At 54.5% G+C, this 16,220-nt stretch carries 14 protein-coding genes; 4 read left to right on the forward strand and 10 right to left on the reverse strand.

The features are described from left to right. Positions 1–121: 121 nt before the first annotated feature. Positions 122–622 (reverse strand): hypothetical protein, encoded by a 501-nt coding sequence (locus Q371_RS08725; protein ID WP_034339082.1) that lies wholly within the window; start codon positions 620–622, stop codon positions 122–124. 193 nt (positions 623–815) lie between these two features. On the opposite strand from Q371_RS08725, the gene Q371_RS08730 reads away from it, so the two are divergent. Further along, positions 816–2,117 carry an outer membrane protein assembly factor BamB family protein gene (locus Q371_RS08730; protein ID WP_051963820.1) on the forward strand — a complete coding sequence of 434 codons (1,302 nt, stop codon included), beginning with the start codon at positions 816–818 and terminating at the stop codon, positions 2,115–2,117. Positions 2,118–2,182: 65 nt separating this feature from the next. Here the strand turns inward: Q371_RS08730 and Q371_RS08735 are convergent, their stop codons facing one another. The 8 genes from Q371_RS08735 to pstC all read right to left on the reverse strand — a co-directional run bounded on the left by Q371_RS08735 (position 2,183) and on the right by pstC (position 9,708). Beyond that, a complete protein-coding gene (locus Q371_RS08735) occupies positions 2,183–2,410 on the reverse strand; it encodes a hypothetical protein (RefSeq protein WP_034339084.1) in 228 nt (75 codons plus the stop codon). A gap of 89 nt (positions 2,411–2,499) precedes the next feature. Beyond that, positions 2,500–4,668, reverse strand: a complete 2,169-nt coding sequence (gene glgB, locus Q371_RS08740; protein ID WP_034339086.1) for a 1,4-alpha-glucan branching protein GlgB — start codon at positions 4,666–4,668, stop codon at positions 2,500–2,502. A gap of 106 nt (positions 4,669–4,774) precedes the next feature. Continuing rightward, positions 4,775–5,401, reverse strand: a complete 627-nt coding sequence (gene hisH, locus Q371_RS08745; RefSeq protein WP_034339087.1) for an imidazole glycerol phosphate synthase subunit HisH — start codon at positions 5,399–5,401, stop codon at positions 4,775–4,777. Beyond that, on the reverse strand, positions 5,392–5,979 hold the full coding sequence (gene hisB / locus Q371_RS08750) for an imidazoleglycerol-phosphate dehydratase HisB (RefSeq protein ID WP_034339089.1): 588 nt from the start codon (positions 5,977–5,979) through the stop codon (positions 5,392–5,394). Before hisB ends, hisH begins: the two co-directional genes overlap by 10 nt. A 454-nt stretch (positions 5,980–6,433) precedes the next feature. Beyond that, the gene (phoU, locus tag Q371_RS08760; RefSeq protein WP_034339093.1) at positions 6,434–7,102 is read right to left on the reverse strand and encodes a phosphate signaling complex protein PhoU; all 669 of its coding nucleotides are present in this window, start codon (positions 7,100–7,102) and stop codon (positions 6,434–6,436) included. Between the two features lie 16 nt (positions 7,103–7,118). Further along, complete coding sequence (gene pstB, locus Q371_RS08765; RefSeq protein WP_034339096.1) at positions 7,119–7,877, reverse strand: phosphate ABC transporter ATP-binding protein PstB; 759 nt, start codon at positions 7,875–7,877, stop codon at positions 7,119–7,121. A gap of 23 nt (positions 7,878–7,900) precedes the next feature. Further along, positions 7,901–8,776 carry a phosphate ABC transporter permease PstA gene (gene pstA, locus Q371_RS08770; protein WP_034339098.1) on the reverse strand — a complete coding sequence of 292 codons (876 nt, stop codon included), beginning with the start codon at positions 8,774–8,776 and terminating at the stop codon, positions 7,901–7,903. Then, positions 8,773–9,708, reverse strand: a complete 936-nt coding sequence (pstC, locus tag Q371_RS08775; RefSeq protein ID WP_034339099.1) for a phosphate ABC transporter permease subunit PstC — start codon at positions 9,706–9,708, stop codon at positions 8,773–8,775. Before pstC ends, pstA begins: the two co-directional genes overlap by 4 nt. A gap of 280 nt (positions 9,709–9,988) precedes the next feature. On the opposite strand from pstC, the gene Q371_RS08780 reads away from it, so the two are divergent. Continuing rightward, entirely contained in the window at positions 9,989–10,951 is a 963-nt protein-coding gene (locus Q371_RS08780; protein WP_245618295.1) for an MBL fold metallo-hydrolase, read from the forward strand. Positions 10,952–11,035: 84 nt separating this feature from the next. On the opposite strand, the gene pstS is transcribed toward Q371_RS08780, so the two are convergent. Next, positions 11,036–12,064 carry a phosphate ABC transporter substrate-binding protein PstS gene (gene pstS / locus Q371_RS08785; RefSeq protein ID WP_034339292.1) on the reverse strand — a complete coding sequence of 343 codons (1,029 nt, stop codon included), beginning with the start codon at positions 12,062–12,064 and terminating at the stop codon, positions 11,036–11,038. Between the two features lie 538 nt (positions 12,065–12,602). Here pstS and Q371_RS08790 point away from each other — a divergent pair. Both Q371_RS08790 and Q371_RS08795 read left to right on the forward strand, forming a co-directional pair. Continuing rightward, entirely contained in the window at positions 12,603–13,076 is a 474-nt protein-coding gene (locus tag Q371_RS08790; protein ID WP_034339107.1) for a hypothetical protein, read from the forward strand. Positions 13,077–13,411: 335 nt separating this feature from the next. After that, positions 13,412–16,132: a G8 domain-containing protein gene (locus Q371_RS08795; RefSeq protein ID WP_034339110.1), complete on the forward strand. Its 2,721-nt coding sequence runs from the start codon at positions 13,412–13,414 to the stop codon at positions 16,130–16,132. Positions 16,133–16,220: the final 88 nt, after the last annotated feature.

The following is a 16,220-nucleotide window of genomic DNA, read 5'->3' on the forward strand; positions in this document are numbered from 1 at the left end:
TAGCTTAAGACCAAAAAATGAAGAAAAGTGTAAGAAAAATGAAACCAAACTCATGAGAAAAAAGCAGAGGGCTTCCTCTGCTTTTTAGCATGTTCTGGTGAAGAATGCTGTGACGAAGGTCTTACATCACCCGTTTGGCAAGGGCTTTCAGGCTGTCGGTTTCTTGCCACTTCAGGCCTTGCTGCACGTATTCACGGGCTTTGGCTTTGTCGTTTTGTTGCAGACGCATGTAAGCCAGTTTGGCAGCGGTTTCGGCAGCCCAGACTTTTTCTTCGTCGGTCAGGTCGCCAAGCTCAACCCAGATGCGGTAGCCATTGATCCACCACTGGGTGGTGGTGTACAACTGGCCCAGGTAAGAGCGGTACTCGCGGTTGGCATCGCCTTTGACGGCCATGTCTGCTTCCGAGACGGCGGCTTTCCAGAGGTCGCGGTCATAGAAGGGAATGGGGTAAGCCACTTCTGCCTGTGCAGCAAGCTCCTGAGCACGGGCATAGTGCTCTTCAGGAGAAACCGCAGCAGTGGTGGTGGCCACATCGGTGGTGGGGGCAGTGGTGGAGTCAGAGGTTTGAGCAAAAGCGCTGCCAAAGACGATCATTAAACTGGTGATGAGAATCTTTTTCATACACCTGCATTATATATTGGGTATGCTCGTTAGTACTGTGAGAAATATGCTTCCACGTCTTAGCGTAAAGAAACCATTAACCTCTCTGGGAAGCGCTTTGCTCATTTGCACTTCCTGCCTCACAGGCTCAACCCTCGCCAAACCAGCAATTTCATGGAGCAAAAACCTTGGAGCGCTCAGTGCACCCACAGCGATGCCAGACGGTTCTACTTTGCTTCTCATCAAAGGAAACCTCATCCAGAACCTCAGTCCAAAGGGACAGAAGAACTGGGAAGTCGCCATCACCGACATTGCCCGGGCGCCTGGCGTCCGCACGCTGGACGGAACCATTTACTTTGGGGCCTACAACGATCACCTGCAGGCCATCTTGCCAGATGGTCGCCTGAAATGGCGTTACAACCTCGATGGTGACCTTTTCGCCACCCCCCTCTTGCGTGACGATGGCACGGTTGTGGCTGCCAGTGTCAAAGGGCAAGTGGTGGCGGTTCAAGAAGGCAAAAAGCTCTGGGAATTCCGGGCCGGAGAGGGCGTGTATTCCAGTCCTGCACAGGCTCTGGATGGCACCATCTATTTCGGAAGTCAGGACGGCAAAATGTACGCCCTGACCCCCGAGGGCAAACTCAAATGGACCTTCAAAGCAGGTTCCACCCTGTTTTCCAGCCCAGCCATTGACGAAGATGGCACGGTTTACATCGGCAGCAGTGACCGCAGCATTTACGCCATCAACCCTGACGGCTCTCTGAAATGGAAATACGCCACCCGTTTGTTTGTGAACGCTTCTCCGATCATCACGGAAAAAGGCCTGATCGTGGTGGGTTCATTTGACAGCGACCTCTATGCCCTGAACAGGGACGGCACCCTCGCATGGAAAACCGACCTCAAGAAAGCCATTGCTGCCCCTGCAATCCAGACCAGCAACGGAGAAATCGTGGTGGGCAACTATGCAGGCATGCTGTATGGGGTCAGCGAAACCGGAGAAATCCTCTGGCAACTGGAACTGGACAGCAAAATCGACACCCCAGTCTCCCTGACCGACAACGGTTACGCCTACGTGATCACCAGCAAGGGCACCCTGTACCAGTTGGTGGGACTCGGATCCCAGAGCCTCGGGCACTGGTCCAGTTACCGGGGTGTGTCTCTGGGATGGGGCAGACAACTGAACACCACCGAGTGGGAAAACCTGCAACGCATTGCCAGCAACACCCCCCAACAGGTGCCCAGCACTGTGACCCCCAGCAAACCACCCGTGGGCAGCACCAAGCCAACTGCGCCTGCCAATCCAGCTCCTGTGGCGTCTGGGAAAATCAAACAGCCCCTCAAGCAACTGGCCCTCAGGCTGGTGCTGTTCTCCATGGAAGCCCAGCCTGCCAACCGTCTGGACAGCCTGTTGCGGTTCCAGCAAGCTGTGGCTCCCGGCGTGAAGATCGGCTGGGACAGCCAGAGCCAGCAGTTCAAACTGGATGTGCTCGGGGCTTTGCGCAACCTCAAGAAATGAGGCTTTACTGACCAAAGAAGCAATGCCCCTTCTGGATTTCAGAAGGGGCATTTTTGGAAAGGGTTTTACTGTGGCGGATTGAAAGCCACGATGGCAATCACGCCAATCACCAGAATGGTGGGGGCCACCAGAGCACGTCGGGTTTGTGGGGTGGGTGCAGATACCCACTGAATCACGATGCGCAGCACCAACAACAAACCAATCACCCAGAACGGCACGGTGGGACCACCGAGCAAAGGCAACATCAACAGAACAGCCAGAACAGCCAGAATGCCAAGGGCAGCGTACTTCATCTTCTTCAGGTTACCCAATCAAAATGAGGAGGCCTTGATACGGACCTCCTCTGGTTTCTCTGTCCAATGCTCTGAGCCTGTACTGGAAATCAGACTTCTTTTTTGAGGATCACCACGCCCAGAGCTGGAATCAGCACTTCCATGCTGTGCTGGAAACCATTGAAAGGCTGATCGGTGCTGTGCACCAACCCGAGGTTGCCCCGGTTTCCGCCTCCATAAATTTCTGCGTCGGTGTTGAGGAGTTCGCGGTAAGAGCCAGCCTCTGGAACCCCAATGCGGTAGGCGGTGCGCTCCACAGGGGTGAAGTTGGTCACCACAATCACCTGCTCCTGAGAGTCAAGGTCTTTGCGGATGTAACTGAACACGCTGTTTTCGGAGTCAGAGACATTGATCCACTGGAATCCGCCGGGAATGCAGTCGCTGGTGTGCAGGGCTTTTTCGTAGCGGTACAGGTGGTTCAGGTCACGGATCAGCAACTGGGTGCCTTTGTGCTCGGGGTACTCGGTGAGGTGCCAGTCGATGCCTCTGGCCTCGCTCCACTCCTGCCACTGGCCAAACTCCTGACCCTGAAACAGCAGTTTCTTGCCGGGCATGGTCCACATGTAGGCGAGGAACGCCCGGTGGTTGGCGTGTTTTTGCCATTTGTCGCCGGGCATTTTGTCCAGGAGGCTCTTTTTGCCGTGCACCACTTCGTCGTGGGAGATGGGCAGCACATAGTTTTCGTGGTAGGCGTACACCATGAAGAAGCTGATCTTGTGGTGCTCGAATTTGCGGTACAGGGAATCTTTCTCGAAGTAGGCCAGAGAGTCGTTCATCCAGCCCATGCCCCACTTGTAATCGAAGCCCAGACCTCCGGCGTACACAGGACGGCTGACCCCTGCAAAAGCAGAGGATTCTTCCGCCATGGTGAGGATGCCGGGGTGGTACTGGTGGGTCAGTTCGTTCAGGCGCTTCAGGAAGTGGATGGCTTCGAGGTTTTCGTTGCCCCCATAAATGTTGGGGATCCATGCATCGTGGGGTCTGGAGAAGTCCAGATAGAGGATGCTGGCGACGGCATCCACACGCAGCCCATCGATGTGGTACTCCTCAATCCAGAACAGGGCACTGGCCAGCAGGAAATTGACCACTTCGGTGCGGCCATAGTCAAAGATGTAGGTGCCCCAATCGAGGTGTTCCCCTTTGCGTGGGTCGGCGTATTCGTAAAGGGGGGTGCCATCAAAGCGCCCGAGTCCGTGGGCATCTTTGGGGAAGTGGCCGGGCACCCAGTCCACGATCACACCGATGCCCCGTTCATGCATGTGGTTCATGAAGTACTTGAAGTCGTCAGGGTTTCCGAAGCGACTGGTGGGGGCAAAGTAGCCTGTGACCTGATAGCCCCATGACCCATCAAAGGGATGCTCACTGACAGGCAGCAGTTCCACGTGGGTGTACCCGAGGTCCACCACGTAGTCTGCAAGCTTGTGGGCCAGTTCCCGGTAATTCAGGAATTTGCCTTCTGGACCGACCATCCATGACCCGAGGTGAACCTCATAGATGCTGATGGGGTCTTTGCGGGTGTCTTCCTGGCGGCTCTGGATCCATTCTTCGTCGTTCCAGTCGAATTGTGTCAGATCGTACACAATGGAAGCGGTTCCGGGACGCATTTCAGAAAACCGGGCCAGAGGATCGCTTTTCAGGAAAACGCTGCCATCTCTGGAGCGAATTTCGAACTTGTAGTACTCTCCATGCCCGATGAAAGGCAGGAAAATCTCCCAGATGCCTGAGTCGCCCAGTGTGCGCATGGGATGCTGCAAACCGTTCCAGCCGTTGAAGTTGCCCACCACACTGACCCGCTCTGCGTTGGGTGCCCAGACTGCAAAAGACACCCCATGTGCCCCCTGATGCTCCATGCAATTGGCCCCCAGTTTTTTGTGCAACTGGTGGTGTTCGCCAATCTTGATCAGGCTCAGGTCAAACTCGCTGAGGGTGGGCCAGAACGAGTAAGGGTCACGGGTGGTTTGCACATTGCCATCTTGATAGGTGATCTGGATTTGATAAGAATGCGCGTTTTCTTCCTGCTCAATGTGCTCATGGACAAACAGACCGCTGGGGTCCAGTTGTTCCAGAGCGTAGGTTTTCCCGGAAGGGAAAAGGGCCACAATGCTGGCTGCCGGGGGGGACCACACCCTCAGGGTGCCGGTTTCGCCTGCAAAATGCAGGCCCAGGAAGCGAAAAGGATCGTAATGCTTTCCGTTTTGGAGCAGTTCCAGATCAGTCATGGTGTGTTTCCTTCATGGGTATGGTACCGAATTTACAGGTCATTTTGGCAATATCTCACGCCCGAGACCCCTCGAACAGTATGTTCTGAGACGCTTGAGCGGTGTTTCAGAGGTGGGATTCCACCAACTGGCGGAAGTTCCTGAGGATGTGGAGGCCCACCGCCTGAGACTTCTCGGGGTGAAACTGGGTGCCGTGCAGGTTCCCCTGAGACACCACACTCCAGAACGGCACCCCATAATCGGTGAGCGCTCCGGACTGAACCCCTCCATCTTCGGGAACGTAATAGCTGTGCACGAAATAGGCCATCGATTCTGCGGTCAGACCGTTCAGGATCGGGCACTCGCCGACCTTTTGCAGGGTGTTCCATTGCATCTGGGGCACAGCAAGCCCTTTGGGAAACTTCTTGAGTTGGCCGGGCAGCAACCCCAGACCCCGCACCTCTGGAGACTCTTCAGAGCCTTCAAAAAGCAGTTGCATCCCCACACAGATGCCCAGAATGGGCAAGCCTGCTTGCAGGGCTTCACGGATGGGACCTTCAAAACCAGAGTCTTTGAATTCGGTCATCACCTGTCCGAAGTGACCCTGTCCGGGAATCACAATCGACTGGGCCTCTTCCACGTCCTGAGGGGTGGAGGAGACCTTCACCTCGAAGCCTGCCCGCTCCAGGGCTTTGGCGGCAGAGCGCAGATTGCCGCTGCCATAATCCACCAGCAAAGTTGAGGTCACAGCAATCCTTTCGTGCTGGGCAAGCTCTGGCTGGTGATGCGGGTCGCCAGATGCAGTGCCCGTGCAAAAGCTTTGGTGATGGCTTCGATGACGTGGTGGGCGTCTCTGCCCGAGAGCAGGCGCACATGCAGGGTCACCCCGGCATGGTTGCAGAACCCCCGCAGGAATTCGCGCAGGTGGTAAATGTTGTAACCGTTGGAATCTCCAACCACGTCCAGCTTCTCGGGTTCAAATCCTAGATGGGGACGGCCCGAGAAATCCAGCACCACATGGGCCAGTGTTTCATCCATGGGCACGAAAGCATCGGCGTAACGTTCAATGCCTTTCATGTCCCCCAGAGCCTGTTTGAAAGCCTGCCCCAGTGCAATGCCCACATCTTCAGCCAGATGGTGCACGTCCACATGCAAATCTCCGGTGGCTTCAATCACCAGTCCGAAGCGTCCATGTTTGCGCACCTGATCCAGCATGTGCTCCTGAAATCCGTGTCCGGTGGAGAGGGGGCCTGAGAGCGGCTCATCAAGGTTCAGACGGATCTGAATCTGGGTTTCATTGGTGTTGCGTACGATTTCGCTGCTGCGTGTCACAGTGCCACTTTACCCTATTTATGTTGCAAAGCATACAAACCTGTACAGGACCATTTCATAGAAAAACGTGTCTGACAGCGAAAACCTCAAATCATGAAGATTTGTGCTTTTTATCACGCACCCTTTCCCTTGATCCAGAAACACAAAAGATGCATCCAGTCAAAAAGGGCCATTTGCCAGAAGGTTTGGGGCTGTTCTGCTCTGGTGCAACAATCTTTTTGCATCCAGAGACAACACAGAAAGACAATATTGGTTTTGCTCTGGAAGATTTTGAAAAGTTGAGATGGGACCTGGCTCGGGGCAGATGTTTCTTCTCAGGTGACAGGTCTTTGCCTTCAGACAAAGTGCAGCTTGTGCGGTGTGATGCTGGGCAGTCAACCAAAGAAGACAGCCAGAGAAAAACGGACCAGAAGGGTTTTCCTTCCAGTCCGTCGCTTGACAGGGGTTTGCGTTTTCAGTGGTTCTGTGACAGGGCTTTTTCGAAAGGCACACCTGTGATCCAGTAGTGGATGCGTTCTGAAATGTTCACCATGTGGTCCCCGAGGCGTTCAAAGCTGCGGGCCAGACGGGTGAGTTTCAAGGCAGAGGAAGTCATCCTCAAGTCTTCCATGACCCTTGTGAGTGTGGAGCGCTGAAGCTGCTCATAGAAGGCATCCACTTCCAGATCCATTTCCTGCAGGTCTTTGACCGAGCGCAGGTTTTTCTCTGCAAAGGCGTAAGCCAGCGTTTCCATCATTTCGGTCAGTTTGGACACCAGAGGCTGAATGTCCGAATAGAAACCGGTGGTGATGGTTCCTGCGAGTTGCTCCAGATCGGTGGCCACATGCACCGCATAATCCCCAATGCGCTCCGCATCGGTGAGGCTTTTGAGCACCAGCACAATAAAACGCAAATCTCCAGCCACCGGTTGGTGCAGGGCAATGGCAGTCAGGCACATGCTTTCCAGATCGTGCTCCAGCTGGTCCACTTCCAGATCCAGTTTTTTGGTGTGCTCAGACAGGTGATGAAAATTTTTGGTGATCAATCCCTTTTGCACCAGACTGAGCTGTTCCATGTTGATGGAAAGCATCCGCAAAAAGCTGGCTTTGATGTCTTGAATGCTGTGTTCCAATTGGTCGCGCATGGCCTGAAAAGCCTCCTTAACCGAAACGCCCGGTCACGTATGCTTCGGTGCGTTCATCTCTGGGATTGGTGAAAATGCTTGCGGTGACTCCATTTTCCACCAGATCTCCGTTCAGGAAGAAACTGGTGGTGTCGCTGACCCGGGCGGCTTGCTGCATGTTGTGGGTCACGATCAGGATGGTCACCTCTTTTTTGAGGGTGGACAGCAAATCCTCAATCCTCGAGGTGGATGCAGGGTCCAGAGCAGAAGTGGGCTCGTCCATCAAGAGGACTTCGGGCTCCACGGCAAGGGCTCTGGCGATGCACAGACGCTGCTGCTGACCTCCAGAGAGACCGGTTGCAGGGGATTTCAGGCGGTCTTTGACCTCATCCCACAGGGCGGCCTGACGCAGAGAACGCTCCACCACCTGATCCAGGTAAGACTTCTGTGTCACCCCAGAGAGCCTCAGGCCACTGGCCACATTGTCGTAAACGCTCATGGTGGGGAAGGGGTTGGGCTTCTGGAACACCATCCCGATTCTGCGGCGCACAGCCACAGGGTCCATGTCTGTGGCATAGATGTCCTGACCGTCCAGGGTGATTTTTCCGGTCACTCGGGCTCCGGGGGTCACGTCGTGCATGCGGTTGATGGCACGCAGGAAGGTGGTTTTTCCGCAACCAGAGGGTCCAATCAGGGCATTCACGGTGTTGGGCTGGATGGACAGGGAGACTTCATTGACGGCACGTTTGGGACCGTAGTAGATGGAGACATTTTCAGCATTCAGGATGGGTTGCATGGGCACTCCTTGAAGGTCAGGCGTTATTTCTTGCGGGTGGCGATGCGGGCAATCAGGGTGGTGGCAAAGACCATCAGCACCAGAATCAGCGAGGCCGCGTAAGCCAGAGGCAGTGAGGTGGGGAAGGGGCTGTTGGCCCGGTTGTAAATCTCCAGAGGCAGGGCAGACATCCCGAGGCTGGAGAAGGGGTTCAGTTGCCAGAACTGGGAACCCAGAGCGGTGAAGAGCAGAGGGGCAGCTTCACCGGACACCCGGGAAATCGCCAGCATGACCCCGGTGATGATCCCAGAGCGGGCAGCAGGCAGCACGATGCTGACAATCACACGCCACTTGGGAAGGCCCAATGCCAGTCCAGCTTCACGCACCGTTTGAGGCACCAGTTTCAACACTTCCTCGGTGGTGCGGACCACGATGGGAATCATGATGAAGCCCAGAGCCACCGCAGCAGCCAGACCCCGGAAGGATTTGAATTCGGCAATGATCAGGGTGTAAGCCACCAGACCCATCACGATGGCAGGGATGCCAGAGAGCACGTCGCTGATGAGGCGCACAGCGGGAACCAGACGGTGCTCGGGGTATTCGGCGATCATCACACCGCCACCGATGCCCACAAAAACCCCCATCAGGGTTGCCATGCCCACAATGATCACCGATCCAACGATGGCGTTGGCGAATCCGCCCCCTTCTTCACCCTCGGGTTTGGGCAACTGGGTGAAGGTTTCCCAGCTGATGCTCTGGATGCCGTTGACAATCAGGAAGTAGAAAATCAGGACCAGAGGGGTGAGCACGATCAGGGTGGCCAGCACCATCAGGGCAGCCATGAAGCTGTTTTTGAACTTGCGGCCAGAGCTGAGCCCGGTGCCTTTGATCTGGTGGGATTTGACGCCAGAGGACATCATTTGATTCCTTTCGGGGTCAGTCGGGCAATGATCAGTCGGGCAAGGTAGTTCACAATCACGCTGATGATGAACAGCAACAGACCGATGCCGAGCAGGCTGGACAGTTGCAGGTCGCTGGTGGCCTCCTGAAACTGGGTGGCAATCACAGAAGCCATGGTGTTGGTGGCACTGAACAGGGTGTTGGGGATGATGTTGTTGTTGCCGATCACCATGGTGACGGCCATGGTTTCACCGAGTGCACGACCCAGACTCAGGATCACACCCCCGAAAATACCGGCTCGGGCGTAAGGCAAAATGGCCATGGAAATCACTTCCCATTTGGTGGCACCCAGAGCGTAAGCGGCTTCACGCTGGTCTGAGGGAACCAGACGGATCACATCGCGGGCCACCGAGGCGGTATAGGGAATCACCATGATCGACAGCACCAGAATGGCAGTGAACAGACCGCGTCCAGTGGGGGCAGAGACCAACCATTGGATTTTTTGCAGCTCTGGCTGTGTGAAAATCCAGACCTGCAGCTTCTGAACCAGAGGCACCAGAGTCACGATGGCCCACAGGCCGTAAATCACACTGGGGATGGCGGCCAGCAACTCGATCAGGTAACTGACGGGCTCGGCAAGCCATTTGGGGGCATATTCGGTCACGAAGATGGCAGCAGGAACGGCCAGCATCACGGAAATCAAGAGTGCAGCAATGCTGGTGATCAGGGTGCCTGCAATGAAGGTGAGGGCTCCGTATTGTTCATTGGGAACATCCCAGGTGGTGCTGGTCAGAAAGCCCAGACCGAAGGTTTTCAGGGCGTCCCATCCACCCACCAGAAGCTGGTAGAGGGAGACACCGAAGATGGCGATGATGGCCACGCCCAGCACCAGAATCAGTCCTTTGAAGTACTGGTCGGAGCGTGAAGAGAACACTTTGCGGCTGTTTTGCATGGGTCAGGTCACCTCTGCCTCTCGGGCAATGCCCCCATTAGACTGTCTTTTTGTCATGGGAACGTCATCGGATCTCTTGAGAAAGTGGGGTTTGAATCTGGTGCTTTTATCCTGCAGGACACCATTCAGCCCCATGTCATGAAATGGACAGGTCATGTCAGGTGACCTTTTGCCTGACCAAACTTCCAGAGCGTGACTCCTTCAGGAACACCCTCAAGCCCCCAGCGCAGGCCACAGAATTTTGATCCAGGTTCAAAACAGACAGGTTATGATGAACCCCATGCTGATCCCCATCACAGACAGCCTGTATGCCTTGCAGGTTCCGATTCCCTATCCCATGAAGTACGTCACAGTCCTGATTGACACGACATCACCCGTGACCCTGATTGACACCTCGCTCAACACCCCAGAGGCGGTGGCCACTCTGGAAGCCGGACTGAAAGAACTGAACCTGACTTTTCAGGATGTGGAACGCATCATCGTCACGCACCACCACCCGGACCACTACGGTCTGGCAGGATGGCTGCAACAACAGAGCAATGCCCCCATCCTGATGCTGCAAGAAGAAGTGGACCGTGGAGAAAAATACTGGTCCAGATGGGATTACTGGCGAAACGAACACGACCAGCATTTGCTTTCACACGGCATGCCCGAGCAGTCCCAGAATGGCCTTGGGCACGCCATGACCCAATCCAGAAACCGCATGGTGCTTGGAGAAGTCACCCCAGTTCAAATCGGAGACCGACTTTCCCTGAGTGGCACGGAATTTGAAGTGCTCTGGTTGCCCGGACACGCCGATGGGCACCTTGGACTCTGGAATCCAGAGCTTTCCTTGCTCATCGCTGGAGATGTGATTCTGGAACGCATCACCCCCAACATTGGTCGCTACGCCTACACCCGGGCAGACCCTCTGGGCGACTACTTTGAAACCCTCAAAAAAGTGGAAGCCCTGCAGCCCGAGCGCACCGTGATTGGGCATTATGGCCCGGTGATTTTCAATGCTGCCGAACGGGCCAGAGAAATTGCAGACCACCACCATGAGCGCCTCGAAGAGTGCCTTGAGCTGCTGGCTACCCCCATGAATGCTTACGACCTGTCTTTGAAACTGTTTCAGCGTGAACTGGACACCTTTGGCAGGCGGTTTGCTCTGGCCGAGGTGATTGCCCATCTGGAACATTTGCGTTTGCGTGGGGCTTTGAAAATGGAAAAAGTGGACGGGGTGTGGCAGTACTGGAGGGCTTGATTTCTCCTGCGCCACATGAAGATCCCCCTCCATTTGGAGGGGGATCTTTTTGAGTGCAACGAAAAGCAGGGGGTTGACCGAGGGTTACAGTTTCTTGTTGCCGAACTTGATGCCATTGATCAGGCTGATGGCAATTTTCTGGGCTTTCTCGGGAAGTTCTGCATAACCGAGGCCTTCGTTGAGCTTCTGGCCGTCGGTGACGATCCACTTCAGCATGTTCTTGACGGCTTTGGCTTTGGCTTCGGTTTGCTTGCCGTAATCCTGATTCTGGTACACCAGAATCCAGGTGTAACCGCTGATCGGGTAAGAGCCAGCGCCAGATGCGTCGGTGATGCTCACCCGGGTGTCATTGGACATGGGTTTGGAGGCGGCAGCAGCAGTGATGCTTTTCAGGTCGGCCTTGATGAATTTTCCGGCTTTGTTTTTGACCTGACCGTAGTCAATGTTGTTCTGCTTGGCGAAAATCAATTCCACGTAACCGATGGAACCGGGGGTTTGTTTGACCACGCTGGTCACCCCGTCATTGCCTTTGCCACCAATGCTGGTCTGGGGCCAGTTCACAGTGGTGCCTTTGCCCACAGTGCCCGAGAAGGTTTTGCTGACTTTGGCAAGGTAGTCGGTGAAGATGAAGGTGGTGCCACTGCCATCGGCACGGCGGGCAATGGTGATGGGAAACATCACCCCCTTCAGTTCGGGGTTGTCCTTGACCAGAGCAGGATCGTTCCACTTGGTGATTTTGCCAGAGAAGATGTCCGCGAGGACTTTGCCATCAAATTTGAGGCTGGCATCCACTCCGGGGATGTTGTAGATGGGCACCACTGCACCAAGGGCGGTGGGGATGTGCAGGATTTTGTTTTTGTCTGGAGCCTTGGCCATGTCGCTGTCAGACATGGGGCCGTCGGTGGCTCCGAAATCCACGGTTTGTTCGAGCATTTGACGCTGTCCACCGCCCGAACCGATGCTCTGGTAGCTGACTTCGGTGCCAGTGGCTTTTTTGTATTCAGCGAAGTATTTGAGGTACAGGGGGTAGGGGAATGAAGCGCCCGCACCTTGCAGGGACACTGCAAAAGCAGGGGTTGCGAGTAAGGTTGCGGTCAGGAGCACTTTCTTCATGCCTGACACCATATCGGTCTTGTGTCAGGAAAACTTCAGTGAATGGTCATGGAATTGTCAGCCCATGTCTGACGGCCCTCTGCGTCTTGAGAGGGTCTTCAGAATTTTCCCATGCCACACAAATTTCCATTCAAACAGATGGGCTGACAAAACCATCATTTGAAACTGACAATGTCAGGCAATGTCAAATTCAGGTGATTGAAAATTCAGATGGCAAAGCCTGAAAAGGGGCAGCAGGGTCAGCGCAAAGTCTGACCTCTGGCATGTCATTTGAGAAAGCATTCAGCGGTCAGCTTTCAGCAAAAAGCTCACCTTGAGGCTTTTGCTGTAGGAAACAGCCAGACACAAAAACGACAAGTGAAACCACTCAGACTTGAAGCTCAAAAGGCAGCAAGAAAACTTTCCTTCTGGCTGACGGCTGAATGCTGATGGCTGACTGCTCTTTCTGTTTGCATGGTCCAGCATCGACTTTGCGCTGACCCTGAAAGGTGTAGTCGAGCAAATGTTTCTGCTCACCCCGAGTGGGTATACTCCCTGTATGCAACCCACAGAAATCATCGCTGACTTCTTGAAACGCAAAGGGTGGGACGTGGAGGTGCAGGATGAACTCATCACCCTGGACTACCAGACCGAAGCGGCCATTGGAACCCTCGCTCTGGCCGTGGCCCAGCAAACCCCTTACCTGATCACCCGATTTGATTTGACCCTCGATATTTTTGTGCATGAAGACAGCCTTGCCGAAGTGATGATGGGCCTCAACCTGATCAACCAGCAGTTTTCCATCGGTTGCATGTATCTGGACCTTGTTGAAGTGGAAGAAGAAGGCCCAGAGGACGACATCAACGACCCCGACCTGCTGTTCATGCTGGGTGCCCGTGGCAGCACCGTGCTGGAAGGCACCGAAGACCACCATCTGGAACTGTTGCACCATGCTCTGGAAGTGTTCGTGGAGGAGGTCTCCGAAGCGGTCACCAACGACATGGGAGACATGCCCAAAACCTTGCAGGCTTGAAGGCCAAGCAGAGTCCATTTCAAGACAACAATCAAAGAAAAGTCCACAGCCAAATTCAAGCAACCTGCGGGTTGCTTTTTTCTTTTCGCAAATTCTATTTTTGTTACGTAAAAAATGGTTTAATTTTCGAGAAAATGATTTTATTTGGGTTTAGGAAACTCCAAAAAACCATTTTCAGATTTTTTCGGCTCAAATAGAGCTTTTTATTGGATTTGTAATTGAAATGTGCTGGACAATTTTGAATTGTTTCAGTAACATGTCTCTACCTCAAACGAAAATACTGCTTTGCCGGGATGGTTTCATCACCGGAAGGTCCTGACTTCTCAAGGAGTGCCATGAAAAAACACTTTGCCCTGAGCTTCCTCACTTTGTGCCTGATGGCCTGCAACTCGGGTCCCGTTTCCCAACCCGAGCACCATGACCATTCTCAGATGGACATGGCCAATGTTGAAATGGCTGAACAGGCTGTTGCGCCCGTCACGGTGGGCATCACCGGACAATGGACGGGGACCCTCAACGGTTTTGTGCAGTTCACCAACACCACAGGCCAGAGTGTCAGCAGCTTCAAACTGCGTGTGAAACTCTCTGGCGTGACCCGCATCAGCAATTCCTGGAACGGCACCGTCACAGGTCCTGATGCACAGGGCTATTACACCGTGACTTCTCCCACCTACATGGGCACGCTGGCCAATGGACAGGCTTACAAAGTGGAATTTTCAGCAGATGGCACGGGGCTGGTGCTGCAAGATGCGCAGGTGATCTCTCCTGCACCTGTGGTCACCACCGAAGCGCTCTGGTCACAGGCCTCCACATGGGGTGGAACCGTTCCTGCAGCAGGATCCAACGTCACCATTCCAGCAGGAAAAACTGTTTATCTGGACAGCAACATTGACCTGAACAGCCTCACCATCAATGGGACCCTGATTTGCAAAGACAAAGACCTGAGCATTCGGGCAGGATACATCATGATTCATGGTGGCCGGTTGCAGTGCGGAACAGCCACCCAGCCTTTCACCCGCAAGCTGACCCTCACCCTGAAAGCCCGCCCTGCCGATGAAAACATCATGGGGATGGGGACCCAGTTCATCGGAATCATGGGAGGTGGAACACTGGACTTGCACGGCATTCCTCAGGCTGCGTGGGTCAGGCTGGCCCAGAGTGCAGCAGCAGGAAGCAACACCATCACCCTCGATCAGGCCGTCAACTGGAAAGTCGGCGATCAAATTGTGGTCACCTCTGGCGACTACGATCCCTTGCACGCCGAAGAACGCACCATTCAGGCCATCAGTGGCAGCACCATCACCCTGAGCCAGCCCCTGACTTATGGTCACGCCATTGGACAGAGAAGCTTTGATGGCATGACCGTCAAGAAACAGGTCGAGGTCGGGCTTCTGACCCGAAACATCGTGGTGCAGGGACAGGTGAGCACCGTTACGTTCAGTGGTCACACGGTTTCCAGCAAAATGGGCGGTCACATCATGAACGGGCATGGTGATGTCCCGGATGGAGGCACCCTCAGGCTGGCCAACGTTGAACTCAAAAACCTTGGGCAGGAAGGCAAACTCGGGCGATACCCGGTGCACTGGCATAAATTGTCTTCTGCAGCAGGGCAGTACATCAAAAACAGCAGCATCCACCACAGCTTCAACCGCTGCGTGACGGTGCATGCCACCAACAATGTTCTGGTGGATGGCAACTTCTGCCACGACACCATCGGACATGCCTATTTTCTGGAAGATGGCAACGAAGAAGGCAACACCTTCGCCAACAACCTCGGGGCAGTGGTTCGCAGACCCAACGTGCAGAACACGGTAGAAAGGGACAAAGCCCGGATTCTGGGCAAGGTTTATGATGCAGATGCCGACTCTGACATTGGTGCCAGAGGAAATGAACCCACAGGCCCCACCACCTACTGGATTGCCAATGGCAACAACAAATTCATTGGGAACGTGTCGGCTGGATCCGAAGGCTCGGGGTTCTGGTTTACCCCCCAGGACCGCACCGATTACATCCGGGCTGGAGATTTTGACCGCAACATCTCCCACTCTGAAAAAGGCTTCACGCTGGTGGTCACCAACAAACAGGGCGGCATCGTCACCACCGACACACCCAGCACCTTCAGCAATTACACCTTTTACAACACCAACGCCAGAGGCATCTGGGCGCACTCCAACCGCATGAATTTCTCTGGGGTTCGTGCAGCAGACAACGTGCGGGCCATCTTCTTCTCCTTTGACAGTTACATGAAGGACTCTCTGATGATTGGGCGCAGTGGCATTGGGCCAGACGATACCCGCCCACACATTGCCTACACCCTTTATGACGGGGCAGGCATGCTGGAAAACGTCTCCTTCACAGGGTTCCGTGCTGGAGATGTGCTTTTCCCCACACAGGGAGCAGCCACCCGTCGCATGAACCACAGGCTGAGTGCCATCAACATTGATGCCTCGGTGCCTGTGAACACCTATTTCAATGGCACATGGACCCAATCCAGAGCTCTGGACGACAACGGGGTGATCAGCAGTTTCATTGACACCAACAAATACTTCGCCCAGAGGGCTGGAATTGCGCAAGATGCCACCAAACCCACTTACGTGGTCAGCAACCTGCCGATCATGAAAAACGGCAACTGCAAAGACACCTCACTCTGGCCGGATGTCTCGATTTGCCAGAACACCTATGCCAAATTGAAAATTTCCAGTGGAGCGGTGGACCGGTATGCCAGTGTGCGTCGCAACGATGGGGCCACCCAGAGGTTCATCAGTGCAGATCCGGGCCTTCCTGCATGGCAATTGCCCATCATTCTGAACAACAACTACACCTATACCTTCACTTCAGAATCGCCCATGATCAAGCCCTTTACCGTGGACCCCACAGAAATTCCTGCTGGACAGGGGGTCACTCTGGCCTTCGCCAACCTGACTGGAACCCCAAGTGCAGGCACCCGTCTGGATTCGCCTGAGAAGGTGCAAAACAGCACCAGCACAGCCTACTTCCAGTCTGGAACCACCCTGTACCTCAAGATTGTGGGAGACCAGTCGGTCAAGATCAACTGAATTTGCAATTCCACGGAGCTTCACTTCCTTCTTCTGGCACCCCTGCGGGGGTGTTTTTGCTGGCTTGCAAGGGTTAGAATATCCACGC

It is taken from the genome of Deinococcus misasensis DSM 22328 (assembly GCF_000745915.1).
GTDB classification, from domain to species: Bacteria; Deinococcota; Deinococci; order Deinococcales; family Deinococcaceae; genus Deinococcus_C; species Deinococcus_C misasensis.